Below are 24286 nucleotides of genomic sequence, written 5' to 3' on the forward strand. Positions count from 1 at the left end.
GTGTCACCCGGCCGCGACCTCGTAGGTGTGCCCCGCGGCGCGCAGCCGGTCGACCAGCACGTCCCCCAGCGCGGTGGCCGGGGTGAGGCAGCCCGCGCGGTCGGGCAGCGCGGACCCGCCCAGGGCCAGGGCGAGGCCCGCCTCGGCGAACATCACCGCGGTGGCCGCGTAGCCGGGGTCCCCGGGGCCGGACACCCGCACCCGGTAGCGACGCCCGGACTCGGTCTCGGCGCGGACGTCCATCCGGAACCAGCCGCGCTCGCGGGTCCGCTCCGACGGCCCGGCGCCCGGCGCGGGCAGCACCCGGTCGAGCAGCGGGCGGATCGGCCCGACCATGAACGCGCCGACCAGCGCGCCGAGTCCTGCGGTGACCACCGCCGCGGCGACCGCCCCGGACACCCCGCGCCCGCAGCCCTGCAGCTCGCCGTAGCGCAGGCCGCGGCCGTAGGCGTGGTCGAGCAGCGCGTTGGAGCGGCGCACGATCCGGGTGTTGTACGACGCCATCACGAACGGGGCGGTCCAGGTGCCGTCCGGGAGCCGGGCCGGCGGCCCCGCGTCCGCGGGCTGCGACGGTGTCGGCTCGGCCGCGGGGTCGGGGCTCAGCGAGTGCGGACGGGCGGCCAGACGCCGGGCGTCGCGGTCGGTGCGGACGGTGTCCAGCTGCCCGCGCAGCGAGTCCACCGTGCCGCCGGAGACCCCGCCGCGCATCGTCGCGACCGTGCGGACCTCGGTGAGCCCGCCGGCGCCGTCGGCCTGCGCGGCCCGGTGCGCGAGCCACACCCCCAGATCGGAGGGGACGGAGTCGTAGCCGCAGGAGTGCACGATCCGCGCACCGCTCGCGCGGGCGGTCTCGTGGAAGCGGTCGATCGCCTCGCGGACGAACAGCACCTCACCGGTGAGGTCGGCGTAGTGGGTACCGGCCTTCGCGCACGACCCGACCAGCCCCAGGCCGTACTTCGCGTACGGGCCGACCGTGCTCAGCACCACGCGCGCGCCCGCGGCGAGCCGGTCGGTCGCGGCCGGGTCGGCGGCGTCGGCGACGATCAGCGGCCAGTCCCGGGCCGACCCCGGCAGCGCGGCCCGGGTCGCGGCGAGCTTGGCCTCCGAACGCCCGGCCAGCGCGATGCGCACCCCGGGCGGGGCGTGCTCGGCGACGTGGCGGGCGATGAGGCCGCCGACGAAACCGGTCGCGCCGTAGAGGGCGATGTCGACCGGGTCACCCGGGGCGGCCCCTCCGGTCGGGTCGTGCTGCGGGCTGACCATCTAGGAACTCCTCGTGTCGTCGACGCCCAGCAGCGCGGCCGGGGCGTCGTGCAGGACCGAGCGCAGGAACGCCGTGCCGAGGCGGGGTTCGGCGGCGGCCCAGTCGGCGATGGCGGCGAGCTGCTCGGCGTAGGCGTAGGGGATGTTGGGGAAGTCGGTGCCGAGCACGATCCGGCCCGGGTACTCGGCCAGGCGCGCCGGCCAGTCCGACGGCAGCGGGGAGAGCCGCTGGGAGAACGCGGTGCCGACCATCGTCGTGTCGAGCACCAGGTTCGGGAACCGGTCGAGCAGCTCCAGCGCACCCCGGAAGTCCGGCATGCCCGCGTGGGCGAGCACGATCCGCAGGTCCGGGTGGGCCTCGAGCACCTCGGCGAAGATCTGCAGCCCGGTGTACTCGCCGGGGATCGGCCCGTCGCCGCAGTGCACGACCGCGGGGACACCCGCGTCGGCGAGCAGCCCCCAGGCGTCGCGCAGCAGGGGGTCGCGCGGGTCGAACCCGCCGACCTGGACGTGCACCTTGACCAGCCGCGACCCGTCGGAGACGGCACGGCCGAGGTAGTCCACGACCGAGGGCTCCGGGTAGAGGGTCGCGGTACGCACCGCACGCGGGTGGCCGTCGGCGAACTCGCCCGCCCAGCCGGTGAGCCACTCCCCCATGCCCGGCTTGTGCGGGTAGGTCAGCGGGGCGAATGCGAGCACGCCGAGCCGCTCCAGGACGGCATAGCGCTCGTCCTCGGGCAGGCGGTAGTGCACCGGCCACGGGGTGCCGTAGTGGGTCTCGGCGGCGTCGAAGTAGGCCCAGACCTTGTCGAGCATCCGCTGGGGCAGGAAGTGCACGTGCACGTCGACCAGGCCGGGCAGGCCCAGCTCGGCGGTCCAGCGAGGCACGTCGGCGTCGTCGACCGGCGGGACGGGAAGATCCACGGCCCCACCCTAGGCGGGCCGTGGCTCAGCCGCGCAGGTCCCGGGCCCGCCCCTTGGCCGCGCGGCCGACGGCGCGCGCGATCTCCTTCTGCGCGTCCTTCTTGGCCAGGTCGCGGCGCTTGTCGTAGTCCTTCTTGCCCTTGGCCAGTGCGATCTCGCACTTGACCTTGCCGTCGTTGAAGTACAGCGACAGCGGCACCAGGGTGAGCCCGCCCTCGCGGGTCTTGCCCATCAGCCGGTCGATCTCGCCGCGGTGGAGCAGCAGCTTGCGGGTGCGGCGCGGCTCGTGGTTGGTCCAGCTGCCGCGCACGTACTCCGGGATGTGCAGGTTGCGCAGGAAGATCTCGCCGTCGTCGATCGTGGCGAAGGCGTCGACCAGCGACGCCCGGCCCAGACGGAGGCTCTTCACCTCGGTCCCCTTGAGCGCGACCCCGGCCTCGAACTCCTCCAGGATCGCGTAGTCGTGCCGGGCCCGACGGTTCTGCGCGATCACCTTCCGGCCCTGTTCCTTCACCCCACCAGCCTACCCGCGGTGCGCCACCGGCATCCGACCGCAGCGTCGCCAGAGCAGTGCTCTTGCACATCGGCGACGCCGCGTGCAGACTCTTCGCGAGAGCAGTGCTCTCGTATCGGACCAATGATCGCAGGAGGCGGGCATGACGACGACGGTGCTGGTGACCGGGGCGACCGGTGGGATCGGCGGGCACCTGCTGACCGCGCTGGCCGGCCGGGATGTGACCGTGCGGGCGCTGGTCCGCGATCCCGACCGCCTCGCCGGTGCCGGTGCCGGTGCCGGCGTCGGCGTCGGGGTCGAGGTCGTGCGGGGCGACCTGCGCGACCCGGGCGCCGTCGCCGCGGCGCTGCACGGGGTCGACGCGGCGTTCCTCAACTCCCCCTCGGCTCCGGACGCTGCGACGACCCAGATCGCGGTGGCCGACGCCGCCGCGACCGCCGGGGTGAACCGGCTGGTGCTGCTGTCCCAGTTCGCGGCGCGGGTGGACTCCCCGGTGCGGTTCCTACGCTGGCACGCCGCGGTGGAACAGCACGTCCGCGACCTGGGCATCGGCCACGTGGTGCTGCGGCCGAACCTGTTCCTGCAGGGCCTGCTGGCCTTCGCCCCCCCTGGTCGCGGCGACCGGCCGGTTCGGCGCCCCGATCGGCGACGCCGCGGTGAGCGCGATCGACGTGCGCGACGTCACCGACGCCGCCGCGGCGGTGCTCACCGGCGCCGGACCCGACGGCGCGGTGCACGACCTGACCGGACCGCGTGCCGTCACCCACGCCGAGATCGCGGCGGCCCTGGCCGAGGCGACCGGGCACCCGGTGTCGTTCGACGACCTCACCCCGGAGGCGTTCGCCACCGCCCTGGACGGGGTGCTGCCACCCTGGCAGGCCGCGGGACTGGTCGAGGACTACGCCCACTACGCGCGCGGCGAGGCGGCCCGGGTGGACGACGCCGTCGCCGTCCTCACCGGCCACCCGGGCCGCACCCTGGAGGAGTTCGCCCGCGACCACGCCGCGGCGTTCGCCCCCGCGTGGCTGAGCGCTCAGACCTTCACGTAGGCCCGCAGCGTCACGTACCCGGTGATCCCCGCGACGAGCGCACCGGTGGGCACGAGCAGCGCCGAGACCACCAGCACGTCGGTGATCCGGACCGGCGGGATCACCCCGGCCTGCCCCATCGCGGCGAACAGGTCGTCGACGACGGCGTACTTGGCCGCGACCAGACCGATCCCGGCGAGCGCCCCGCCGACGGCACCGGCGATGGCGGCCTCGACCAGGAACGGCAGCTGTGTGGTCCAGCGCGTCGCCCCGACCAGGCGCATCACGCCGACCTCCGTGCGCCGCATGAACGCCGACACCTGGACCGTGTTGGAGATCAGCAGGATCGCCGCGAGCGCCTGCACGACGGCGAGTGCGAACGCCACGTTGCGCACCCCGTTCAGGAAGTCGAACAGGGTCCCGACGACGTCGCGCTGGTCGATCACCCCGCGCACCCCGGGCCTGCCCTCGACGGCGGCCCGGGCGGCCGCGGCGCCCGCCTGCTGGTCGGTGAGGGTGACCCGCAGGGTGGCGGGCAGCGACTGCGGCCGGGCGACGTCGGCGACCGACTGCCCGGCGAACAGCTCGCGGAAGCGGGTGTAGGCCTGCTGCTGGGACTCGAACGTGACCCCGCCGACGCCCGGGGCGGCCTCCAGCGCGCTGCGCAGCGACGCGCACGTCGGCCCGCTGCAGTCGGGATCGGTCTCCGAGACGTCCGGGGTGAGCGCCACCTGGATCTCGAGCCGGTTCGTGTAGAGCGCGGAGATGTCGTCGATGGTGCGCAGCACGAGCAGGCCCGCACCGACCGACATCAGGGTGACCGCGGTGGTCAGCACCATCGCGACGGTCATCGTGACGTTGCGGCGCAGGCCGGAGGAGACCTCACGGGTGAGCAGGGCGGGGCGCATCTACCGGCCCGCCCCGTACACCGCGCGGGCCTCGTCGCGCAGCACGGCGCCGTCGGCCAGCTCGATCACCCTGCGGCGCATCGCGTCCACGATGGACGAGTCGTGGGTGGCCATCAGCACCGTGGTGCCCCCGCGGTTGATGCGCTCCAGGACCTGCATGATCTCCCGCCCGGTCTCGGGGTCGAGGTTGCCGGTGGGTTCGTCGGCCAGCAGCAGCGGGGGCCGGTTGACCGACGCCCTGGCGATCGCGACGCGCTGCTGCTCGCCGCCGGACAGCTCGTGCGGCAGCCGCTCGGCCTTGCCCTGCAGCCCCACCATCTCCAGCAGCTCCGGGACCGCGATCCGGATCTCCGACGGCTTGCGCCCCAGCACCTCGAGCGCGAACGCCACGTTGCCGGCGACGGTGCGCTTGGGCAGCAGCCGGAAGTCCTGGAACACGCAGCCGATCCGCTGGCGCAGCCGCGGCACCTTGCGCCGGGGCGACCCGGCGACGTCGAGGCCGTCGACGAGGATGGATCCCGAGGTGGGGACGTCCTCGCGCAGCAGCAGCCGCAGCAGCGTCGACTTGCCCGACCCGGACGGTCCGATCAGGAACACGAACTCGCCCGCCCCGACCGTCGCGGAGACCCGGTCCAGCGCCGGACGCCCGGACGTCGGGTACCGCTTGGTGACGTCCCGCAGCTCGATCACGGAGCGGGACGGTACCGCCGCCCGGAGTGCACGGGCGGTGACGACACGCCCGTCAGTCCGGTCCGGCGACGACCGGGGCCCGCGACGGGTCGAGCGCACCGGCGAGCCGGTCCAGGACCGGGGCCGCCGCCCGCAGCGTGACGGCGTCGGCGTCGTCGAGGTCGTCGAGGGCAACCCGGATCTGCCGCGACCACGCCGCGTCCAGCAGCTCCCGGTGCCGGGCGGCCCGCGCCGTGGGGTGGAGCAGGGCACGACGACCGTCGGCCGGGTCGGTCCGGCGCTCCACGAGGTCACGTTCGACCAGCGACCGGACGGTGGTGCTGACGTTGCTGGCCTGCAGGCCGAGCCCGCGCGCCACCGTCGAGACGGGATGCCCGGGACGCGCGGAGACCCACCGCAGGACCTCGTGCTCGGACCCGGTGATCGCGTCCAGCCCGACCGCGCGCTCCCCCGCCGCCCGCAGCGCGCGTGACAGATCGTGCACGGCGTCCACCAGCGCCGCCCAGTCGTCGTCACGCTCCTTGACCTCGGCCACAGAGGCGATACTACGCGACAGTTCATATATATCCTCATAGGTAATCGTCGCCGGAGAGGACGGTCATGACCGTGGGTACCGAGCAGGCCGCGCCGAGGACGGTGCGGGGCCGCACCGTTCCGGACGGTGTGTGGATCAGCGTCCTCGCGCTGCTGACGGCCGTGGCGCCGCTGGCCACCGACATGTACCTGCCGGTGCTGCCGACCGTGGCGGCCGAGCTGGGGGCGTCGGCGTCGGCGTCGCAGCTGACCCTGACCGCGTTCCTGGTGGGGCTGGCCGTCGGGCAGCTGGTGATCGGCCCGCTCTCCGACAGCTGGGGGCGGCGACGCCTGGTCGTCGCCGGCACCGTGCTGCTGTTCGTCGCGTGCCTGGCGAGCGCGGTCGCGCCGTCGGTCGCGGTGCTCGTCGTCGCCCGGGTCCTGCAGGGCTTCGGCGGGGCGGCCGGCCTGGTGCTGAGCCGCGCGATGATCTCCGACCGCACCACCGGTGCGCGGACCGCGCAGCTGTTCTCGCTGATGATGGCGATCAACGGGATCGCGCCGGTGGTGGCCCCGGTGATCGGCAGCTCGCTCGGTGGGGTGGTCGGCTGGCGGGGCATCTTCGTGGTGCTGGCCGGGCTGGCGCTGCTGATGCTGGTGTCGTCGCTGGTCGCGGTGCACGAGACGTTGCCGGTCACGGCCCGCAGCACCGGCGGTGTGCGACGGACCTTCGCCGACGTCGGCGCGCTCCTGCGCCGCCGTCGCTACGTCGGCTACGTGCTGGCCTTCGCCACGGCGTTCTCGATGATGTTCGCCTACATCTCCGGGTCGCCGTTCGTGCTGCAGCAGACCCTCGGCCTCTCGACGACGCAGTACGCCCTCGCCTTCGGGGCGAACGCGGCCGGCCTGGTGCTGGGCAACGTCGTCAGTAGCCGGCTCGCCGCGCGGATCGCCCCACGGCGCCAGCTCGTGACGGCCGTCGGCGGACTGGTGGTGCTGTGCGCGGCCCTGCTGGTCGTCGTGCTGCTGGGAGCGGCGCGCTGGCCGGTGCTGGTACTGCTGTTCGCGACGCTGACGACGCTGGGCTTCGTGATGGGCAACAGCGCGGCGCTGGCCACCGGTGAGGTCCGCGACCGCGCCGGGGCCGGCTCGGCCCTGCTGGGGGCCACCCAGTTCGGCCTCGGGGCCCTGGTCTCGCCGCTGGTCGGGTCGAGCGCGACGGCGATGGCCGTGACCATGCTGACCGCGGCCGCGCTCTCCGCCGTGTCGCTCGCCGCCCTGACCCGCGGGGGGACCGCGGCCGACTGAGCCCCGCCCGGGCTCGCCCGCGGCACCGCCCCGCCGCGCCGCCCCGCCGCACCGCCGACCCGCCGCACCGCCGACCGACCCGCCGCGCGTCGGACGCGCGCCGAGATGCAGCTCAGCGGAAGTTGTCGATCTCTGCGGCCCGCTGAGGTGCATCTCGGTGCACCGCGACCGCCCCGGGGCGCGGCGCAGACCGCGACACGCACCTCGCGAGACGCGAGGCGGGCGACGGGACGCGGGGAGCGTCGTCAGGGGGCGGTGATCTCCACCGGCAGCCCGGGGTCGGCGAACGAGACCGTGACCGCGCCCGGGACGGCGGCGCCGGCGGTCCGCGTCCCGGTGGCCAGGGCCTGCGGCTCCAGACGCAGCCGGAGCAGCCGTCCGCGGTCGGCGGGGGCGGCGTCGGGGGCGCCGAGCCAGGCGGTGAACCGCGGGGTCGGCGAGACCAGACCGGCGAGCTCGTCGAGACGGGTCCCGACCGCCGGGTCCGGGGCACCGGCCCGTGCGGCGGCGAGGTCCACGGACCCGGTGTAGGTCGTCGCGGCGACGCCGTCGACGTCGGTGGTCCCCGGCGCGGCGACGACGTCGCGCAGGCCGGGGGCGGCGTGCAGCATCCCGCCGACGGCGCCGACCGGGACGAGCCCCGTGGACAGCGGCTGCCAGCGGTCGCTCCCACCGAAGCGGACCCAGGCACGGTCGTCGAGCACCCTGACCTGGGCGCCACGGGTGCCCAGGGCCACGGTGAGGTCCGCGGCGAACGGGGTGAAGCGAGCAGGGCCGGAGGCACGCACCGGGCCGGTGACCGAGTCCAGCTCGACGTCGACCCGCGCCGACCCGGCGTCGACGAGCGCGGTGCCCGCCGCGGCCACGGCGTCCTGGGCCGAGGGTGCGGCGACGGCCGCGGGCGGGGCACCGTCCGCGGCAGGCTCCTGGGCACCGCCGGTGCACCCGGCGAGCGCGAGCAGGACGAGCGCGCCGCAGGCGGCGGCCGCGCGACGACCCCGGCTCACGAGGCGGATTCGGTCTGCTTGCGCCAGCGGATGCCGGCCTCGATGAACTCGTCGATCTGGCCGTCGAGCACCTGCGAGGGGTTGCCCTCCTCGTGCTCGGTGCGCAGGTCCTTCACCAGCTGGTACGGGTGCAGCACGTAGTTGCGCATCTGGTTGCCCCAGGAGGACCCGGCCTCCTTGAACGAGTCGCGCAGCTCGCGCTCCTCCTGACGCCGCTTCTCCAGCAGCTTCGCCTGCAGCACGGCCATCGCCGAGGCCTTGTTCTGCAGCTGGGAGCGCTCGTTCTGGCAGGCGACGACGATCCCGGACGGGATGTGGGTCAGCCGGACCGCGGAGTCGGTGGTGTTGACGCCCTGACCGCCGGGCCCGGACGCGCGGAACACGTCGACCCGCAGGTCCTTCTCGTCGATCTCGATGTGGTCGGAGGTCTCGACGACCGGGGCCACCTCGACACCGGCGAACGACGTCTGGCGCCGGCCCTGATTGTCGAACGGCGAGATCCGCACGAGGCGGTGGGTGCCGGCCTCGACCGACAGCGTCCCGAACGCGTACGGCGCGTGGACGGCGAAGGTGGCCGACTTGATGCCGGCCTCCTCGGCGTAGGACGTCTCGTAGACGTCGGTGCCGTAGCCGTGCCGCTCGGCCCAGCGCAGGTACATGCGCAGCAGCATCTCGGCGAAGTCGGCTGCGTCGACCCCGCCCGCCTCCGAGCGGATGGTCACCAGGGCCTCGCGCTCGTCGTACTCGCCCGAGAGCAGCGTGCGGACCTCCAGCGAGGAGATCTCGCTGCGGAGCTTCGCGCGCTCGGCGTCGGCGTCGGCGACGGCGGACTCGTCGCCCTCGTCCTCGGCGAGCTCGTAGAGCACGGGCAGGTCGTCGAGCCGGCGGCGCAGGTCGTCCAGCCGGCGCAGGTCGCCCTGGGCGTAGGCCAGCCGGCTGGTGATCTGCTGGGCGGCGTCGACGTCGTCCCAGAGGTCCGGCCGGCCCGCCTGCTCGGACAGTTCCTCGATCTCCTGGCGCAGCCGGGGCACGTCGGCGACGGCCTCGATGCTGGACAGCGTGGTGTCGAGGTCCTTCAGGTCGGCCTGGACGTCGGAGTTCACAACGGTCGAGGGTACGCGGGGTGCGCCCCGGTTCAGTCCTGGGGGATCGCGTCGATCAGCTTGATCATCGCCCGGGTGTGGGCGACGGCGAAGTCCGCGACCGGGCGGCCGTAGGGGTCGTCGGTCGCGCGGGCGGCGGCACGCGCCACCGCGAGCCGCTCGGCGTAGGCCTCACGGGCGGCCGCGACCAGCTCGGTGCGCTGCTTGACCGTCAGCGTCCCCGCGTGCAGCAGCCGCAGCACCAGCGGGCTGCGGACCGCGTCGGCGTCGCCGCCGGTGGCGAGCCAGTGCTTGAACGACCGCTTGCCCGCCGCGGTGATCACGTACTGCTGGCTGGCCCGCGGGCCCTGCTTGCCCAGACGCAGCAGCGCCTCCTCGGTCAACGCGGGCAGCTCGCGGTAGACCTGGCTGCGGGTGACGGAGAAGAACAGCCCGAACCGCTCACCGGCCGCTGCCACCAGCTGCCCGCCGGTCATCGGCCCTCCGTGGAGCAGGCCGAGGAGAGCGGCGGCGGTGGCGTTGACCGGTGTGACGGGTGCCATCGTCCGACGGTCCCACGTCCGCGCCGGGCGCGCGAGTCCACAGCGCACATCCGCCCTGAGCAGACGGCGTGCACTGTGGTCTCGCGCCGGCCTCGCGCCGGTCTCGCGCCGGCCTCGCGCCGGCCTCCGGCCCGGCCGCCGTGAGCGGGCCGGGCCGGACGACGCGCGGCCCGTGGACGGGTCAGGCGCCGACGGTCAGGGAGGCGATCCGCTCGCGGGAGACGGCGACGTCGCCGTACTGGCCGGCGAGCCGCTTGGCGCGCTTGTAGAAGAAGTGCGCCTCGTGCTCCCAGGTGTAGCCGATGCCCCCGTGGAACTGGATCATCGCCGCGGTCGCCTGGAGCGCCACGTCGCTGCTCTTGGCCTTGGCGACGGCGACGGCGAGCTCGGCGTCGGCGAGCCCGGTGTCCACCGCGTGCGCGGCGTAGAGCGCCGCGTGCTCGGCCATCGTGACCCCGACGTGCAGGTCGGCCAGCGCGTGCTTGAGCGCCTGGAACGACCCGACGGGCACACCGAACTGGGTGCGCTCGCGGTCGTAGGCGACGGTGCGGGTCAGCGCCTCGCGGGCGATGCCCACCAGGTCCGCGGCGACCAGCACGGTCGCCCGGTCGGTGAGCAGCCGCTGCAGCTCGACGGTGGTGCCGGGCAGCGTCTCGACGGTCCCGCCGCTGCACGACGCGAGCCGGGTGGTGCCGTCGTAGCTGCCGACCGGCGACGCCGTGGCGCCGGTGACCAGCGCCAGCCCGGGCAGGCCGTCCTCGGCCGGCGCGACGACGACGTCGGCCAGGGCGCCGTACTCCACCACCGGCAGACCGGACGCGGCGCTGCCCCGGGTGGTGAACGCGCCGACCGCCTCGCCCGCGGCGAGCTTCGGCAGCCAGGCCGCCTTCTGCTCGTCGGAGCCGGCGAGCCGGATCGCGTCGGCGGCCAGCACGGTGCCGCGCCACGGGCCGGGGGCGACGCCCGCCCCGAGCGCGCGGGCGATCACCTGGGCCTCGACCAGGCCGAGACCGAGGCCGTCGTGGTCCTCGTCGACGGTGACCGCGGTCCACCCCTGCTCGCCGGCCGCGCGCCACAGCGACGCCGGGTTGCCGTCGTCGGACGGGTTCTCGACGACCGTCCGCACGGCGGCGAGGTCGAACCGCTGCGCCAGGTAGTCGCGCACCGCGGCGCCGAACTCCTGCTGGTCGGAGGTGAGTGCGAAGAACATCGGTGGCTCCTCCTGCGGATCAGCGGGGCAGGCCGAGCACGCGCTCGGCGGTGACGTTGCGCTGCACCTGGGACGAGCCGCCCCAGATCGTGACCGAGCGCGACCACATGGCCTGGGCGTGCAGCGGCCGCAGGTCGGTGCCGTCGGTCAGGGCGTCCAGCGTGGCGTCCTCGCCGAGGATCCGGTCGTAGACCTCCCAGAGGTCCTGGAACGCCTCGGACCACTGCAGCTTGGTCATCGACGCCTCGAAGCCCAGGTCGCGGCCCTGCTCGACCTGGGTGAGCACGTGCATCGAGTGCAGCCTCAGGCACTCCAGCTCGGTCAGGACGCGGGCCAGGTCGTCGCGGATCACCGGGTCGTCGGCACGGCCCAGCTTCCGCGCGACGGCGGCAATCTCGTCGTACTGACGACGGAACTCGGTGTACTGGGAGATGCCGGACGCTCCGCGTTCGAAGGACAGCAGCAGCATCGCGGTGCGCCAGCCGTCGCCGATCTCGCCGAGGCAGTCGGTGACCGGGACGCGGGCGTCGTCGAAGAACACCTCGCCGAACTCGCTGGCCCCGCTCATCTGGCGCAGCGGCCGCGCGGTGACGCCGGGCTGGTTCATGTCGATGAGCAGCATCGAGATGCCGCGGTGCTTCTCCGACCCGGCCTCGGTGCGGACCAGGGTGAAGATCTTGTCGCCGTGCACGGCGTTGGTGGTCCAGACCTTCTGGCCGTTGACGACGAAGTCGTCGCCGTCGCGGACGCCCTTGGTGGACAGCGCCGCGAGGTCGGAGCCGGCGCCGGGCTCGGAGAAGCCCTGGCACCACACGACCTCGTTGCGCAGCAGCGGGCCGATGATCTCCTTCTTCTGCGCGTCGGTGCCGATCGCCATCACCGTCGGCGCGAGGAAGGTCAGGCCGAGCGGGTTGACCGTGCGCGGCGCCCGGGCGCGGACGGTCTCCTCGTCGTAGATGGCCTTCATGCCGGGGGTGCCGCCGCGACCGCCGTACTCGACGGGCCACTGGATGCCGGCGAACCCGGCGTCGGCCTTGTCCCGCTCCCAGTCGCGCCGCAGCCGGAAGCTCTCGGAGTCCTCCAGTGACTCCCAGAACCCGGGGCGGGTCCACTCGTCGGGGATGTGGGCGCGGAGCCAGGAGCGCAGTTCCTCGCGGAACTCCTCCTCGGCGGGGGTGAAGGTCAGGTCCATGGATGCACCCGTTCTGCGTGTGAGGTCGGCTCTGTCCCACCCCGGAGCCTTCCATACCCGCCGGTAACCTGCTTCCCACGGCGTGCCCGTGGCCGGTGGCGGTATGCGCGGAGTACCATTCCGGTATGCGCAGCGAGCGGGTGACGGTCACGCTGCCGGCCGAGCTGGTGGCAGAGGCGAGGGACGCGGTGTCCCGCGGATCGGCGGCGAGCCTGTCCGCCTACGTGGCGGAAGCCGTGCAGGCACGGCAGGACCGCGACCGTTCCCTGGCCACCCTCGCGGACCTCTACGGCGGTCCCCCGCCGGCCGACGAGCTGGATGCCGCGCGCCGTTCGCTGCGCCCGGTTCCGCCCGTGGCCGTCGGCTGAGCCCGCGATGATCGGCGGACGCGTCCTCGATGCCTCGGCTCTGGCGGCCTTCGCGACCGGTCGCCCCGTCTACATGCGCGCCCTGGTGTGGGCCGCGGTGGAGGAGAACATCGTGCTCGCGGTGCCCAGCGCCGCCCTCGGCCGCGCCTGGTCGATGGTCGACGCCGAGCACCACGCCGCGTTGCAGGTCCTGCTGGGCCTGCCGAACACCGTGATCCACGAGCTCTCCCCGGAGAGCGCCCAGGAGGCCGGGCTGCTGCTCGCCTCCCAGGGGCTCGACGACATCGTGACCGGCCAGGTCGTCACCGCCGCCCGGCGCCGGGGCTGGCCCGCGGTGACCGGGGACCCGGGGTCGCTGCGCAAGCTCGACCCGATGGTGCCGATCGAGGAGCTGCCCTGAGGGTGCTCAGGCACTCTCCTCCCGCAGCCGGGCCCGCAGGCGCGCCAGCTCGTCGTCGGTGAGGCCGTTCTCCTGCAGCCAGCCGACCGGGCCGCCGTGGCGCTCGTCGAGCAGCCGCAGGAACTCGGCCATGACCTCCGCCCGCGGGCGGTGCCGGTCGAGCTCGTCGGCGGGCGGCATGGGCTCGCCGGAGGCGGTCGTCCACTTCTCGAACAGGGCGTCGATCCGGGTCGCGGACAGCGCGTAGTCGGCGGTGATCTCCTCCCGCGGCACCCCGACGGCGGCGCACACCAGCGCGACGAGCACCCCGGTGCGGTCCTTGCCCGCGGCACAGTGGACGACGGTCGTGCCGGAGTCCAGGGCCGCGATCCGGCGGACCCCGTCGACGACGTACTCCCCCCGGCCCTCCAGGTAGGCGAGGTAGTGGCCGAGCATAGGGTCGAGCGCCGCGTGGGCGTCCCCGGTCTCCGGCAGCGCGATGCCGGTCTCGGGGATGAAGCTGAGCCGGTGCACCGGCACCCCGGCGTCGGCGAGCGCACCGAGGCCGTAGGTCGTGCGCTCGCGGTCGGTGCGCAGGTCCAGCACCTGGACCACGCCCAGCTCGTCGGTGAGGTACGCGACGGCGGCCGGGCCCAGCCCCTCCAGGGACTCGGTGCGCAGCAGGACGCCGGTGCGGACGCGGCCCCCGCCGTCGAGCGGGAGGCCGCCGACGTCACGGGCGTTGGCGAGGCCGTCGACGGTCAACCAGCGGTCCGGTACGAGATCGGTCACGACCCCAGGTTAGGCAGCCCGGCCCGCCACGGCAGCGGTCGCGACCCAGGGTTCACCGGCCGTGCACCGGCGGGCGACGCAGCGCGGCGGGCAGCGTCCGGGCGCCGTCGCCGTACGCGGCGGCGGCGTCGTCGCGGTTGACCAGACGGCAGGTCGTCATCGACAGGCAGCCGCAGCCGATGCAGCCGTCGAGGCCGTCGCGCAGGGCGGTCAGCGCCTCGATCTGCTCGTCGAGCCTGCCGCGCCAGGACCGCGACAGCCGCGCCCAGTCCGACCGGGTCGGCGTGCGGTCGGCGGGGAGCGCGTCGAGGGCGGTACGGACCTCCTCCAGCCCGATCCCGATGGACCGGGCCGCCCGGACGAACGCGAGCCTGCGCAGCACACTGCGCCGGTAGCGGCGCTGGTTGCCCGACGTCCGGGTCGCGGAGATCAGCCCCTCGCGCTCGTAGTAGCGCAGCGCCGAGTGCGGGAACCCGCTGCGCTCGACGATCTCCCCGATGGTCAACAGGTCGCCCGTGTCCATCCCCGTCCCCCGTCCGCCACCCTGCCGCGGCCGTCCCCGCGCGCCGCTCCGCGCACGAGGACGGCCCGTGAAAAACCTTGAGACAACTCTAGTATTGCGCCGTCCGTCGCCCCCCGCCACCTGCGGAGACCACCGTCCGTCGGCCGGGTTGCACCGTCCATCGGGTTGCCTCACGCACTCGCTCAAGATCACGAAACCGGTGAACGGTGTCTGCCGCGCGGCGACCGACAACCCCGGTGCTGGACCCCCGGGGCGGGGGCCTCTACGGTTGTCCCCAGTCATCACGGCCCGATCACGAGCGGGCTGGAGCCGGACTCCCCGACCGGCTCACCCGGGACCCCCGACCCGGCCGTTCGTGCGCGGTGCCGTCCGTGATCCGAAAGGCGTTTCCTTGACCGGACACCGCTCCCCCGGTGGCCACCACGGGTTCCCCCGATCCGTGGCGACCACACCCGCAGCAACGGCCGCTGCGCCGTCCCTCCGCGCGCCGCGGCACGGCGGCACGGCGCACGCCGCGCGCCGTGCGGGCACCCGCACGGCCGCCACCGGCGCCGCGTTCGGCGTGCTCGCCTCCGGTGCGTTCGCCGCGATCGTCCCGACCACTCTGGACGGGACCTCCGCGCAGGCCGACGCCGAGGAGGGCGGCACCACCGCCGCGACGACGCTGGCCGCGTACTCCGCGAACATCCCGTCCGCCACGAAGGCCACCGACGGCTCGACCTCCGGCTTCTTCAGCCCGGTCTCCTTCGCCCAGCCGTCCGCCGCGTCGGGCGCGCTGCAGTCCGCGGCCCCCGCCGGCGACGCCGACCTCGCGTCGCTGGGCAAGGCGCACGAGATCGCGACGAAGATCGCCGCCGAGCACGCCAAGGCCGCCGCGGCCGAGCAGGCGCGCGCAGCCGAGAAGGCCCGGATCGACGCGATCGTCGCCAAGGGCGGGCTGGACGGCTGGATCGCCGAGGCCCTGGACCACATGGGGCTGTCCCAGTCCTACACGGCCGGGCTCAAGCGGATCATCCTCAAGGAGTCCAACGGCAACCCCAACGCCATCAACAACTGGGACTCCAACGCCGCGGCCGGCAACCCGTCCGAGGGCCTCATGCAGGTCATCCCCTCGACGTTCGCGGCCTACGTGCACCCGGACTTCGCGGACCGGTCGATCACCGACCCGATCGCGAACATCACCGCCGGCGTCCGCTACATGATCGACCGCTACGGCATCGACACCCTCGACGCGGGTGGCCGGGTCGGCAGCCACGGCGGATACATCGGATACTGAGCGACACCCTGACCCATGACGGCGGTCACCGGGGGAACCCGGTGACCGCCGTCGTCGTTGAGCGGCCGGAACGTAAACTTTCCTTCACCCGACCGTGCCGAACGAGGAGCTGCCACTCGTGACGTCTCCCGGTGGAGCACCCGCCGCCCGCACCGGAACGACCGCCGGCGGTGCCACGCGTTCCCGGTTCCGTCCGGAGCTGCAGGGCCTGCGCGCCCTGGCGGTGCTGCTGGTGGTCGTCTACCACGTCTGGGTCGGCCGGGTCTCCGGCGGCGTCGACGTGTTCTTCCTGATCACCGGCTTCCTCATCACAGGTGGCCTGTACCGGGCCGCGGCGCGGGGCGGGATCGACGTGCTCGCCACCTGGCGACGTCAGTTCTCCCGGCTCCTGCCGGCGATGACGGTGGTCCTGACCGCGGGTGTGGTGGCCGGGTTCTGGCTGCTGCCGGAGAACCGGTGGATGCCGACCGTCCGGGAGACGGTCGCGTCGCTGCTGTTCCTGCAGAACTGGGAGCTGGCGCACAACTCGGTCGACTACGCGGCCCGCGACAACGCGGCGAGCATCGTCCAGCACTTCTGGTCGCTGTCCATCCAGGGCCAGTTCTACCTGCTCGCGCCGCTGGTCGTGGCCGGCGTCGCGATCGCGACCCGGCGGGACGGGGCCGACCTGCACCGGCGGCTCACCGGCACGCTGCTCGCCGTCGGCGGGGCCTCGTTCGCGTACTCGGTGTACCTGCCGCTGGTGAACCAGCCGCTGGCCTACTTCCACTCCGCGACGCGGATCTGGGAGTTCGCGCTCGGCGGGCTGCTGGCGCTGTGGATCTCCCGGATCGAGGACCGGCCGGAGCTGACCCCCGGCACCCGCGCCGTGCTCGGCTGGGGCGGCGTGGTCGCGCTGGTCTCCTGCGGGATCCTGCTGCAGGTGGACCGCGCGTTCCCCGGCTGGGCCGCGCTCTGGCCGACGCTGGCCGCGGCGATGGTGCTGGTCGCCGGGCGGTCCGGGCACCGGTTCGGCGTCGACCACCTGCTGTCGGGACGGGTGCTGCGCACGATCGGCGACCTCTCCTTCCCGCTGTACCTGTGGCACTGGCCGATCCTGACGCTCACGCTGGTGCGCACCGGGCAGGACCGGCTGGACCTGGAGCAGGGCGCCGCCGTGATCGCGGTGTCGTTCGTGCTGGCCTGGCTGACCCACCGGTTCGTCGAGCAGCGGGTCGCCGCGCTCGACGTGGGCCGCGCGCTGCGCACCGGCGGGGTGCTGGCGCTGACGGTGCTCGTCGCCGCGGGGTCCTGGTACGGGCTGGCCGCCGCGCGGGCGTCGACGCCGGTGCTGGCGGGCTCGCCGTCGCACCCGGGCGCGGGGGCGCTGTCCCCGCAGTTCGACCTCGCCTCGCTCGACCCGGCCGACGCCGAGCTGACCCCGTCGCTGGTGCAGGCGCCCGACGACTGGAGCTACCACGGCACCAGCTGGGACTGCGGGCCGTCCGAGCACGGCGCGGAGCTGGAGGTCTGCACGGTGCCCGCGCCGGACCCGGAGACCTCGGAGCGGACGGTCGCCGTGGTCGGCGACTCGCACGCCCAGCAGTACGCCGCCGCGCTCGCGGTGATCGCCGAGCAGCGCAACTGGTCGATGGTGGGCATGTTCCGCGGGGCCTGCCCGATGTCGGTGCGCTCGGAGGCCGTGCCCGAGGACCAGGGCTGCACCGACTGGAACGCCGCGGTGCACGACCAGCTGGTCACGGCGCCACCCGACGCGGTACTGACCCTCGCCAGCCGCGACGTGCGTCCAGGGCTGCACGAGCAGACCCCCGAGGGGTTCGTGCAGGCCTGGCAGCGGCTCGACACGGCCGGGATCCCGGTCGTCGCGGTCCGCGACAACCCGCGGTTCGACTTCAACGTGGTCGACTGCGTCGCCACCCAGGGCCGGGGCGCACCGGACTGCGACGTCGACCGGCACACGCTGTACCAGCCGTACCCGCCGTGGTCGGTGGTCCCGGGTGTCCCGCCGAACGTGGTGTTCGCCGACCTGTCCGACGGCATCTGCGACCCGGCGCTCTGCCGCAGCGAGGTGGGCAACGTACTCGTCTACAAGGACGACAACCACCTCACCGCCACCTACGCCGCGACCCTCGCACCGACCCTGGCGACCGCCTTCGACGAGCTCGACTGGTGAGCCTCAGGCCGGGCGGACGCTCCGCCCGGCCACGGCGACGACGTCACCACGTCGGAGCTGCGCGCCCCGGCGGTGCTCGGGCATCCCGTTCACCGTGACCTCGCCGGCCTCGAGGATCTCGCGGGCATCCGCGCCGTCCTCGGCCAGTCCGGCGAGCTTGAGGAACTGGCCGATCCGGATCGGCTCCTCACGGATGGGGACGTCCTCGGGGATCGGCTGTGGTGTCGGCATGCACCCAGTGTCCCCGCCGTAGCATCACCCGGTGTGGGTGACCACTACTTCAGCGCCACGCCGTCCGTCGCCAGCCACCGCGGCTCGGTCCGCCTGCACACGTCCGGCGTGGACCTGTCACTGGTGACCGACACCGGGGTGTTCTCGCACAGCCGCCTCGACCGCGGGACGAAGGTGCTGCTCGACACCGCACCGATGCCGCCGGTCCGCGGGCCGCTGCTCGACGTCGGCTGCGGCTACGGCCCCATCGCGCTCACGCTGGCCAGCCGGCGCCGTCGGCTGCCCGTGTGGGCGGTGGACCTCAACGAGCGCGCGCTGGGCCTCACCCGGGAGAACGCCGAGGCGGCCGGGCTGGGCAACGTGACCGCCTGCCGGCCCGGGGAGGTCCCCGACGACGTGACCTTCGCCGGGATCTACTCCAACCCCCCGATCCGCTCGGGCAAGGCCGCGCTGCACGAGCTGCTGCTGCGCTGGCTCCCGCGGCTCCTCCCCGGCGGGCGGGCCTACCTGGTGGTGGCGAAGAACCTGGGCTCGGACTCGCTGCAACGGTGGCTGAGCGACGAGCAGGGCTTCCCGACGACCCGCCTCGCCTCCGAGCGCGGCTACCGGGTGCTGGAGGTCGCACCGGCGCCCTGAGCGGGCGGGAGCAGACCGTCGACGAGCGCGTCGACGACGGCGTCGGTCGGGGTGTCCGGGTCGATGGACAGGGTCAGCCGGTCCAGGAGCAGGCCGTCGACCGCGTAGTGGAACAGCGCGATCTCCGCGGGCCCGCCGGGCAGCCCCGCGGCCCGGTTGTAGGCGACGTCACCGGCGAACCCCGCGCGCAGCCACTCCCCCATGACCTCGGCGACCTCCGGCCGCCGGGCGGCCTCCAGGCGCAGCTCGAAGAGCGCCAGCGTCACCTCGGGTTCGGCGCCGAGCCGGCGCACGACGTCGCGGATGTGGTCGGCGAACATCGCAGGCCCCGCCTCCCCCGCCCGCATCCCGGCGACGGTCTCCGGGTCCGGCGCCAGCCGCTGCCCGATCCGGTCGGCCAGCGCACGGACGAGCTCGGCGCGGGTCCGGAAGTAGTTCGACGCCGTGCCGGTCGGGACACCGGCCTCCCGGTCCAGCGCACGGTGGGTCAGCCCCCGGGCGCCCTCGCGGGCCAGCACGGCCAGCCCGGCGTCGGCCAGCCGCTGCCTGCGGTCGTCGTTGCGTGCCATACGGGGACCGTAGACGAACCACGACGCCTGTTGTACTTTCGATCGACCACAACAGCAGTCGTGGTTGATCGACCCCGGAGGTCTGCCCGTGCGTGAGCTCATCTACTACGTCGCGGTCTCGCTCGACGGCCGCATCGCGGCCCCCGACGACACCTTCGACGCCTTCCCGCAGACCGGCGACCACATCGACATGATCCTGCGCGACTGGACCGACACGATCCCGGCCGTCGGGCTGGAGATGCTCGGGCTGACCGCGGACAACACCCGCTTCGACACCGTACTGATGGGCTGGAACACCTACGCCGCAGGCCTGTCGGTCACCGCCGACCCGTATCCGCACCTGGAGCAGTACGTCCTGTCCCGCAGCCGCCCCGCCGACGCGGTGCCCGCCGGGATCACCCTGACCGGGCGCGACCCGGTGGAGCTCGTCCGCGAGCTGAAGCAGCGCGACGGCGCCGACATCTGGCTCTGCGGGGGCGGGCGGCTCGCGACCGCGTTGGCGGGCGAGATCGACCGGCTGGTGCTCAAGGTGAACCCGGTCGTCCTCGGAGCGGGAAAGTCCCTGTTCGACGACGCCGGCGGGTACCACCCGCGGTCCTGGGAGCTGGTGCGGTCGACGCCGTACTGCTCGGGCGTGGTCGTCGCCGAGTACGCGCGGACCCCCCTGACAGGACGAAGGCCCCCAGGGGGTACCCGGGGGCCTTCGTGAGTGGTAGCGGGGGCAGGATTCGAACCTGCGACCTCTGGGTTATGAGCCCAGCGAGCTACCGAGCTGCTCCACCCCGCGCCGAACGGAACCGCGTGCATTCCGTCTGTGTTGTAGGCACAACCCTACACACCGGGCCGGACCCCACCCGCAGGGGGGGTCCGGCCCGACGAGGACCAACTGCGATCAGCCGCCGGCGCTCTGGAACGCCGCGACAGCACGGTCCAGCGCCGCCAGCGCCTCGCCCTGCCTGGCGAAGTCACCGGACTGCTGGGCCGCCTTGAGGTCGTTCAACGCCGTGCGGATCTGCTGCGCCGCGGTCGCCTGCGCCGCGTTGGGCGCCGCCGGGGTCTGGGCGCCCTGACCGTTCGGCGTGGTCGGGGTCGTGGGCGTCGTCGGTCGGCCGGGCTGCCCGGTCGTCGGGGCGGCTCCGCCCGCGGCGGCACCGGCGCCGGCGCCGAACACCTCGTCGAGAGCCCGGGACAGGCTCGCGTCGTAGCCGAGCCGGTCGCCGTAGAACACCAGGACGCGGGCCAGCTGCGGGTAGGTCGAGTTGTCCTGCCCGCCCGCACGCTCGATGTAGACCGGCTCGACGTAGAGCAGACCACCGGCCACCGGCAGCGTCAGCAGGTTGCCGTAGTCGATCGTGGTCTGGTTCTGCCGTAGCAGGTTCAGCTCCGACGACACCTCGGGCGAACCGAGGAACCGGGCCTGGACCTGCTGCGGGCCGAGCGTCTGGGTCTCGTTCGGCAGCTGCAGCACGGTCAGCTTCCCGTAGGTGTCGGGGTCCGAGCTGGCCGAGACGTAGGAGGCGAGGAACTGCCGCCGCAGGCTGACCAGCGCACTGGTCAGCTGGAACGACGCGCCTTCCTGCCCCGGCAGCCCCGCGTAGATGTAGTACGGCGGCTGCGCGTCCTGGCTGCCGCCGTTGCCGCCCTGCACGGTCGGGTCGGACGGGACGTCCCAGAACGACACGGTGGAGAAGAACTCGTTCGGGTCGTCGACGTGGTAGCGGGTCAGCAGCTCACGCTGGACCTTGAACTGGTCCTCCGGGTAGCGCAGGTGGGCCTGCAGGTCCGGGGTGATCGCCGAGCGCGGCTCGACCGTGCCCGGGAACGCCTTCTCCCAGGTCTGCAGCACCGGGTCGGTCTCGTCGAAGGCGTAGAGCTTCACGGTGCCGTCGTAGGCGTCGACCGTGGCCTTGACCGAGTTGCGCAGGTAGCTGATCGTGTCGTTCGGCAGCTGCTGGCCGTTCGGCCCGAGCCGCGAGTCCGACGTGGCGTCACCCAGCTGCACGCGCTCGGCGTAGGGGAAGTTCTGCAGCGTGGTGTAGCCGTCGATGATCCACTGCACCCGCCCGTCGACGACGGCCGGATACGGGTCGTTGTCCAGCGTCAGCCACGGGGCCACCGCCTGCACGCGGTCCCGCGGGTTCCGGACGTACATGATCTTCGAGTCGGCGTTGATCGAGTTGTTGAACAGGATGTTCCGCTCGCCGTAGGCCAGCGCGAACACCGTGCGGTTGAACAGCCCGCCGATCGGGACGCCGCCGGCCCCGGTGTAGGTGTACTGCGCCTCGTCGGAGTCGTACTCCCGCGGCGGGGTGCCCGGCTCGGCGCCGACGATCGAGTACTGGTTGTCGAGCAGCTCGCCGTAGTAGATGCGGGGCTGCTGGACGGGCACGAAGCCCTGCTGCTGGGTGTCGGAGACCTGGAAGTTCGGCAGGCCGCCGGAGCCGCCCGCGTCCTCCAACGCCTCGTTCACCTGGTTCGCCGGCGCGGCCACGATCCCGTTGCCGTGGGTGTAGACCAGGTGCCGGTTGATCCAGTCCTGCTGGTTGTTGACCAGGCCGTTGGCGTTCATCTCGCGCGCCGCGACGATGTAGTCGCGGGTCTGGCCGCCGACGGTGTAGCGGTCGATGTCCAGGCTGGGCGAGAACCCGTAGAAGTTCCGTCGCTGCTGGAGCTGGGTGAACGTGCGGTTGAGCTTGCCCGGGTCGAGCAGCCGGATGTTGGGGATGGTGTCGGTGTCGGCCCGGACCTGGGCCGGTGTGGCCTCCGACGTGCCCGCGTAGGGCGTGATGTCGACCTTGTCCGGCCCGATGCCGAACGCGTCCCGGGTCGCCGCGATGTTGCGTTCGATCGACGGGGCCTCGTTGACGTTCGCGTTGGGCGCGACGACGAACTGCTGCAGCACCAGCGGGAACGCCGTTCCGACCAGGATCGAGGACACGACGAGCATGACCACGGCGACGGCCGGGATCTGCAGGTTCTGGCGGAACGCCGCGACGAAGAACGCCAGGGCACAGATCACCGCGATGACCAGCAGGATCAGCTTGGCGGGCAGGACCGCGTTGAGGTCGGTGTAGGTGGCGCCGTAGAACGTCTGCGCGTTCCGGTTGGACCACAGCAGGTCGTAGCGGTCGAACCAGTAGGCGACGGCCTTGAGCAGCACGAACACCCCGGCGAGCACGGCGAGCTGGGCACGCGCGGCGGTGGAGACGAAGCCGGAGCGGCCCGACAGCCGGATGCCGCCGAAGATGTAGTGGGTCACCAGCGCGAGCACGAAGCAGATCGCGACGGCGACGAACAGCCAGTTCAGGCTCATCCGCAGGAACGGCAGGGTGAAGGCGTAGAACCCGATGTCGTTGCCGAACTCGGGATCGGCCCGGCCGAACGGGGTGCCGTGCAGGAACATCTGCACGGTCTCCCACTGGGTCGGTGCCGCGAGACCGGCGATCAGCCCGATCACGACCGGCACGCCGACGGCGAACACGCGCAGGCGCTGGATGATCGTGGTCCGGTAGCGCGCGACCGGGTCCTCGGGGCCGGACACCGGCACGAAGACCGGGCGGTACCGGTAGGCCAGCCACAGCGTCAGCGCGACCAGCCCGCCCACCACCAGGGCCACGACCCCGAAGAGCACGATCTGGGTGAACAGCCGGGTGAGCTGGACGCTCCGGAAACCGACCTCGCCGAACCACAGGTAGTCGACGTAGAAGTTCAGCAGCCGCGAGCCACCGAGCAGAAGAACTACGAGGACGCCCGCGGCGACCAGCAGGATCCGGGTTCGGCGGGTCAGCGACGGCGCTCCCACAGGGGGCCGCATGGACGACACGGGCACACTCCACAGTTCGGGTACGACACGTGGAGAGCGCGGCCGGCTGGGGTGACGGCACGGTTCTCCGAGGGCAACTGTACGGAGGTTCGGTGAAGTCGCCGTCGGGTCCCGGCGTGTCGGGACGAAAACGACACATCGGGCAGCTCGGCACCGGCACCCCGACCCGCATCGTCGCAGGACGGACCGGGGTCGGGCGCACCCCCGCCGTCGCACGATCGTAGGGTTCCGTCCCGTGGGCGTTCGATCTTCGACGTGGGTGACCGCGGTCCTCGTACTGCTGGCCCTCACCGCGGTCGGGACGGTGGTCCCCGCGCCGGTCGTCGCCCTCGGGCCCGGGCCCACGTTCGACACCCTCGGCGAGGTCGACGGCACGCCCGTGGTGTCGACGGAGGGGCTGCCGACCTACCCGACGACCGGGCACCTGAACATGACCACCGTCGGCGTCACCGACGGGATCTCGACGCTGCGGGCCCTGGGCATGTGGGCATCGGGCACCTACCGGCTCGCGCCGCGCTGGTCGCTGTACCCGCCCGGCGAGTCCACCGAGCAGGTCACGCAGGCCAACCAGCAGGAGTTCGACGGCTCGATCGCGAACGCCGAGGCCGCGGCGCTGAACCACCTCCACCTGCCGACCCGGGTCACGGTCGGCGCGCTGACCCCCGGCTCGCCGTCGGCGGGGGTGCTGGAGCCGGGCGACGAGATCCGCGCCGTCGGCGCGACCCCGGTGACCTCGGTCCAGGGGCTGCTCGACGCGATGGGCGCCGCGCGCCCCGGGGAGCCGGTCACCCTCACGATCCGGCGCGGGGACGCCGCGCCGCGCCGGGTCACCGTCACCCCGGCCGCCCACCCGGACGACCCGGCGCGGGCCTTCCTGGGCATCACCCCGGCCACCTCCCCCGCCGAGGGGCAGAAGCTGACCATCTCCCTGGGCGACGTCGGTGGTCCCTCGGCCGGCCTCATGTTCAGTCTGGCGCTGGTCGACAAGCTGACCCCGGGCCCGCTGACCGGCGGCCGGTTCGTCGCCGGCACCGGCACCATCGACGCCGAGGGCCGGGTCGGCCCGATCAGCGGCATCCGGTTCAAGATGCTGAAGGCCCGCGAGGTCGGTGCGCAGACGTTCCTGGTGCCGGCCGCGAACTGCGCCGAGGCCGCCGAGGACGCACCCGACGGGCTGCAGCTGGTGCGGGTCGGGACCCTCGACGAGGCGGTCGGGGCGCTGACCACCCTCGACACCGGCGGTACGCCCGCCGGATGTTCCTAGTTCCCCGGTCCGCCCGCAGCGAACACGGCCCCACCAGGCCCGATCCACCG

Annotated in this window: 25 protein-coding genes, 1 tRNA gene and 1 pseudogene; 10 read left to right on the forward strand and 17 right to left on the reverse strand. The window is 73.6% G+C overall.

What is annotated here, in order from left to right; genetic code table 11:
* Positions 1 to 3: 3 nt before the first annotated feature.
* The 3 genes from XF36_RS19765 to smpB are packed head-to-tail and all read right to left on the reverse strand — an operon-like array spanning position 4 to position 2701.
* Positions 4 to 1263, reverse strand: coding sequence for a saccharopine dehydrogenase family protein (locus XF36_RS19765; RefSeq protein ID WP_060713106.1), 1260 nt, complete (start codon positions 1261 to 1263; stop codon positions 4 to 6).
* Positions 1264 to 2187, reverse strand: a complete 924-nt coding sequence (locus XF36_RS19770; protein WP_060713107.1) for an amidohydrolase family protein — start codon at positions 2185 to 2187, stop codon at positions 1264 to 1266.
* A 25-nt stretch (positions 2188 to 2212) separates the two neighbouring features.
* On the reverse strand, positions 2213 to 2701 hold the full coding sequence (gene smpB, locus XF36_RS19775) for an SsrA-binding protein SmpB (protein WP_060713108.1): 489 nt from the start codon (positions 2699 to 2701) through the stop codon (positions 2213 to 2215).
* A 142-nt stretch (positions 2702 to 2843) separates the two neighbouring features.
* Between smpB and XF36_RS34380 the strand changes: the two are divergent.
* Positions 2844 to 3242 (forward strand): annotated as a pseudogene (locus XF36_RS34380) (SDR family oxidoreductase); the annotation flags it as partial.
* Between the two features lie 115 nt (positions 3243 to 3357).
* A complete protein-coding gene (locus tag XF36_RS34385; protein ID WP_238588968.1) occupies positions 3358 to 3750 on the forward strand; it encodes a hypothetical protein in 393 nt (130 codons plus the stop codon).
* Here XF36_RS34385 and ftsX read toward each other — a convergent pair.
* The 3 genes from ftsX to XF36_RS19795 are packed head-to-tail and all read right to left on the reverse strand — an operon-like array spanning position 3735 to position 5862.
* Entirely contained in the window at positions 3735 to 4637 is a 903-nt protein-coding gene (ftsX, locus tag XF36_RS19785; protein ID WP_060713109.1) for a permease-like cell division protein FtsX, read from the reverse strand. The two genes, XF36_RS34385 and ftsX, sit on opposite strands and share 16 nt — an antisense overlap.
* Positions 4638 to 5327, reverse strand: a complete 690-nt coding sequence (ftsE, locus tag XF36_RS19790) for a cell division ATP-binding protein FtsE (protein WP_060714837.1) — start codon at positions 5325 to 5327, stop codon at positions 4638 to 4640.
* A gap of 52 nt (positions 5328 to 5379) precedes the next feature.
* Positions 5380 to 5862: a MarR family winged helix-turn-helix transcriptional regulator gene (locus tag XF36_RS19795; RefSeq protein ID WP_060713110.1), complete on the reverse strand. Its 483-nt coding sequence runs from the start codon at positions 5860 to 5862 to the stop codon at positions 5380 to 5382.
* Between the two features lie 65 nt (positions 5863 to 5927).
* Between XF36_RS19795 and XF36_RS19800 the strand changes: the two genes are divergently transcribed.
* Positions 5928 to 7148: a multidrug effflux MFS transporter gene (locus XF36_RS19800; RefSeq protein WP_060713111.1), complete on the forward strand. Its 1221-nt coding sequence runs from the start codon at positions 5928 to 5930 to the stop codon at positions 7146 to 7148.
* Between the two features lie 245 nt (positions 7149 to 7393).
* On the opposite strand, the gene XF36_RS32590 is transcribed toward XF36_RS19800, so the two are convergent.
* From XF36_RS32590 to XF36_RS19825, 5 genes are all read right to left on the reverse strand, one after another.
* The gene (locus XF36_RS32590) at positions 7394 to 8155 is read right to left on the reverse strand and encodes a hypothetical protein (protein WP_060713112.1); all 762 of its coding nucleotides are present in this window, start codon (positions 8153 to 8155) and stop codon (positions 7394 to 7396) included.
* Complete coding sequence (prfB, locus tag XF36_RS19810; protein ID WP_060713113.1) at positions 8152 to 9258, reverse strand: peptide chain release factor 2; 1107 nt, start codon at positions 9256 to 9258, stop codon at positions 8152 to 8154. The genes XF36_RS32590 and prfB overlap by 4 nt, the downstream gene beginning before the upstream one ends.
* A gap of 32 nt (positions 9259 to 9290) precedes the next feature.
* Positions 9291 to 9800: a helix-turn-helix transcriptional regulator gene (locus XF36_RS19815; protein WP_020621783.1), complete on the reverse strand. Its 510-nt coding sequence runs from the start codon at positions 9798 to 9800 to the stop codon at positions 9291 to 9293.
* Between the two features lie 181 nt (positions 9801 to 9981).
* Positions 9982 to 11010, reverse strand: a complete 1029-nt coding sequence (locus tag XF36_RS19820; RefSeq protein WP_060713114.1) for an acyl-CoA dehydrogenase family protein — start codon at positions 11008 to 11010, stop codon at positions 9982 to 9984.
* A 19-nt stretch (positions 11011 to 11029) separates the two neighbouring features.
* Positions 11030 to 12202 (reverse strand): acyl-CoA dehydrogenase family protein, encoded by a 1173-nt coding sequence (locus tag XF36_RS19825; protein ID WP_060713115.1) that lies wholly within the window; start codon positions 12200 to 12202, stop codon positions 11030 to 11032.
* Positions 12203 to 12327: 125 nt separating this feature from the next.
* Here XF36_RS19825 and XF36_RS19830 point away from each other — a divergent pair, with 125 nt between their 5' ends.
* Both XF36_RS19830 and XF36_RS19835 read left to right on the forward strand, forming a co-directional pair.
* On the forward strand, positions 12328 to 12570 hold the full coding sequence (locus XF36_RS19830) for a hypothetical protein (protein WP_020621780.1): 243 nt from the start codon (positions 12328 to 12330) through the stop codon (positions 12568 to 12570).
* Positions 12571 to 12577: 7 nt separating this feature from the next.
* The gene (locus XF36_RS19835; protein ID WP_020621779.1) at positions 12578 to 12970 is read left to right on the forward strand and encodes a hypothetical protein; all 393 of its coding nucleotides are present in this window, start codon (positions 12578 to 12580) and stop codon (positions 12968 to 12970) included.
* A gap of 6 nt (positions 12971 to 12976) precedes the next feature.
* Here the strand turns inward: XF36_RS19835 and XF36_RS19840 are convergent, their stop codons facing one another.
* On the reverse strand, positions 12977 to 13741 hold the full coding sequence (locus XF36_RS19840; RefSeq protein ID WP_060713116.1) for a tyrosine-protein phosphatase: 765 nt from the start codon (positions 13739 to 13741) through the stop codon (positions 12977 to 12979).
* Between the two features lie 52 nt (positions 13742 to 13793).
* Positions 13794 to 14264 carry a redox-sensitive transcriptional activator SoxR gene (gene soxR, locus XF36_RS19845; RefSeq protein WP_060713117.1) on the reverse strand — a complete coding sequence of 157 codons (471 nt, stop codon included), beginning with the start codon at positions 14262 to 14264 and terminating at the stop codon, positions 13794 to 13796.
* Positions 14265 to 14703: 439 nt separating this feature from the next.
* Here soxR and XF36_RS34390 point away from each other — a divergent pair, with 439 nt between their 5' ends.
* Together XF36_RS34390 and XF36_RS19855 are read left to right on the forward strand one after the other, a co-directional pair.
* Complete coding sequence (locus tag XF36_RS34390; protein WP_060713118.1) at positions 14704 to 15540, forward strand: transglycosylase SLT domain-containing protein; 837 nt, start codon at positions 14704 to 14706, stop codon at positions 15538 to 15540.
* Between the two features lie 118 nt (positions 15541 to 15658).
* On the forward strand, positions 15659 to 17713 hold the full coding sequence (locus XF36_RS19855) for an acyltransferase family protein (RefSeq protein WP_060714838.1): 2055 nt from the start codon (positions 15659 to 15661) through the stop codon (positions 17711 to 17713).
* A gap of 3 nt (positions 17714 to 17716) precedes the next feature.
* On the opposite strand, the gene XF36_RS19860 is transcribed toward XF36_RS19855, so the two are convergent.
* Positions 17717 to 17944 (reverse strand): RNA-binding S4 domain-containing protein, encoded by a 228-nt coding sequence (locus XF36_RS19860; protein WP_060713119.1) that lies wholly within the window; start codon positions 17942 to 17944, stop codon positions 17717 to 17719.
* A gap of 33 nt (positions 17945 to 17977) precedes the next feature.
* Between XF36_RS19860 and XF36_RS19865 the strand changes: the two genes are divergently transcribed.
* Positions 17978 to 18580, forward strand: a complete 603-nt coding sequence (locus XF36_RS19865) for a class I SAM-dependent methyltransferase (RefSeq protein ID WP_060713120.1) — start codon at positions 17978 to 17980, stop codon at positions 18578 to 18580.
* Here XF36_RS19865 and XF36_RS19870 read toward each other — a convergent pair.
* Positions 18547 to 19149: a TetR/AcrR family transcriptional regulator gene (locus XF36_RS19870; RefSeq protein WP_060713121.1), complete on the reverse strand. Its 603-nt coding sequence runs from the start codon at positions 19147 to 19149 to the stop codon at positions 18547 to 18549. The genes XF36_RS19865 and XF36_RS19870 overlap by 34 nt on opposite strands.
* 88 nt (positions 19150 to 19237) lie before the next feature.
* On the opposite strand from XF36_RS19870, the gene XF36_RS19875 reads away from it, so the two are divergent.
* Positions 19238 to 19858, forward strand: a complete 621-nt coding sequence (locus XF36_RS19875; RefSeq protein WP_060713122.1) for a dihydrofolate reductase family protein — start codon at positions 19238 to 19240, stop codon at positions 19856 to 19858.
* Between the two features lies 1 nt (position 19859).
* On the opposite strand, the gene XF36_RS19880 is transcribed toward XF36_RS19875, so the two are convergent.
* Both XF36_RS19880 and XF36_RS19885 read right to left on the reverse strand, forming a co-directional pair.
* A tRNA-Met gene (locus XF36_RS19880) sits at positions 19860 to 19936 on the reverse strand.
* A gap of 105 nt (positions 19937 to 20041) precedes the next feature.
* Complete coding sequence (locus XF36_RS19885) at positions 20042 to 22963, reverse strand: UPF0182 family protein (protein ID WP_060713123.1); 2922 nt, start codon at positions 22961 to 22963, stop codon at positions 20042 to 20044.
* Positions 22964 to 23231: 268 nt separating this feature from the next.
* On the opposite strand from XF36_RS19885, the gene XF36_RS19890 reads away from it, so the two are divergent.
* Positions 23232 to 24236 carry a YlbL family protein gene (locus XF36_RS19890; RefSeq protein ID WP_082375522.1) on the forward strand — a complete coding sequence of 335 codons (1005 nt, stop codon included), beginning with the start codon at positions 23232 to 23234 and terminating at the stop codon, positions 24234 to 24236.
* The last annotated feature ends 50 nt before the right edge of the window (positions 24237 to 24286 follow it).

The sequence above is a fragment of the Pseudonocardia sp. HH130629-09 genome (genome assembly GCF_001294645.1).
Lineage (GTDB): Bacteria > Actinomycetota > Actinomycetes > Mycobacteriales > Pseudonocardiaceae > Pseudonocardia.

What these genes read in the sequence shown, in the direction of transcription:
- XF36_RS19765 (WP_060713106.1), bottom strand. Translation starts at nt 1,263, where the DNA reads ATGGTCAGCCCGCAGCACGACCCGACCGGAGGGGCCGCCCCGGGTGAC.
- ftsX (WP_060713109.1), bottom strand. Translation starts at nt 4,637, where the DNA reads ATGCGCCCCGCCCTGCTCACCCGTGAGGTCTCCTCCGGCCTGCGCCGC.
- XF36_RS19800 (WP_060713111.1), top strand. Translation starts at nt 5,928, where the DNA reads ATGACCGTGGGTACCGAGCAGGCCGCGCCGAGGACGGTGCGGGGCCGC.
- XF36_RS19815 (WP_020621783.1), bottom strand. Translation starts at nt 9,800, where the DNA reads ATGGCACCCGTCACACCGGTCAACGCCACCGCCGCCGCTCTCCTCGGC.
- XF36_RS19820 (WP_060713114.1), bottom strand. Translation starts at nt 11,010, where the DNA reads ATGTTCTTCGCACTCACCTCCGACCAGCAGGAGTTCGGCGCCGCGGTG.
- XF36_RS19825 (WP_060713115.1), bottom strand. Translation starts at nt 12,202, where the DNA reads ATGGACCTGACCTTCACCCCCGCCGAGGAGGAGTTCCGCGAGGAACTG.
- XF36_RS19830 (WP_020621780.1), top strand. Translation starts at nt 12,328, where the DNA reads ATGCGCAGCGAGCGGGTGACGGTCACGCTGCCGGCCGAGCTGGTGGCA.
- XF36_RS19835 (WP_020621779.1), top strand. Translation starts at nt 12,578, where the DNA reads ATGATCGGCGGACGCGTCCTCGATGCCTCGGCTCTGGCGGCCTTCGCG.
- soxR (WP_060713117.1), bottom strand. Translation starts at nt 14,264, where the DNA reads ATGGACACGGGCGACCTGTTGACCATCGGGGAGATCGTCGAGCGCAGC.
- XF36_RS19860 (WP_060713119.1), bottom strand. Translation starts at nt 17,944, where the DNA reads ATGCCGACACCACAGCCGATCCCCGAGGACGTCCCCATCCGTGAGGAG.
- XF36_RS19870 (WP_060713121.1), bottom strand. Translation starts at nt 19,149, where the DNA reads ATGGCACGCAACGACGACCGCAGGCAGCGGCTGGCCGACGCCGGGCTG.
- XF36_RS19885 (WP_060713123.1), bottom strand. Translation starts at nt 22,963, where the DNA reads ATGCGGCCCCCTGTGGGAGCGCCGTCGCTGACCCGCCGAACCCGGATC.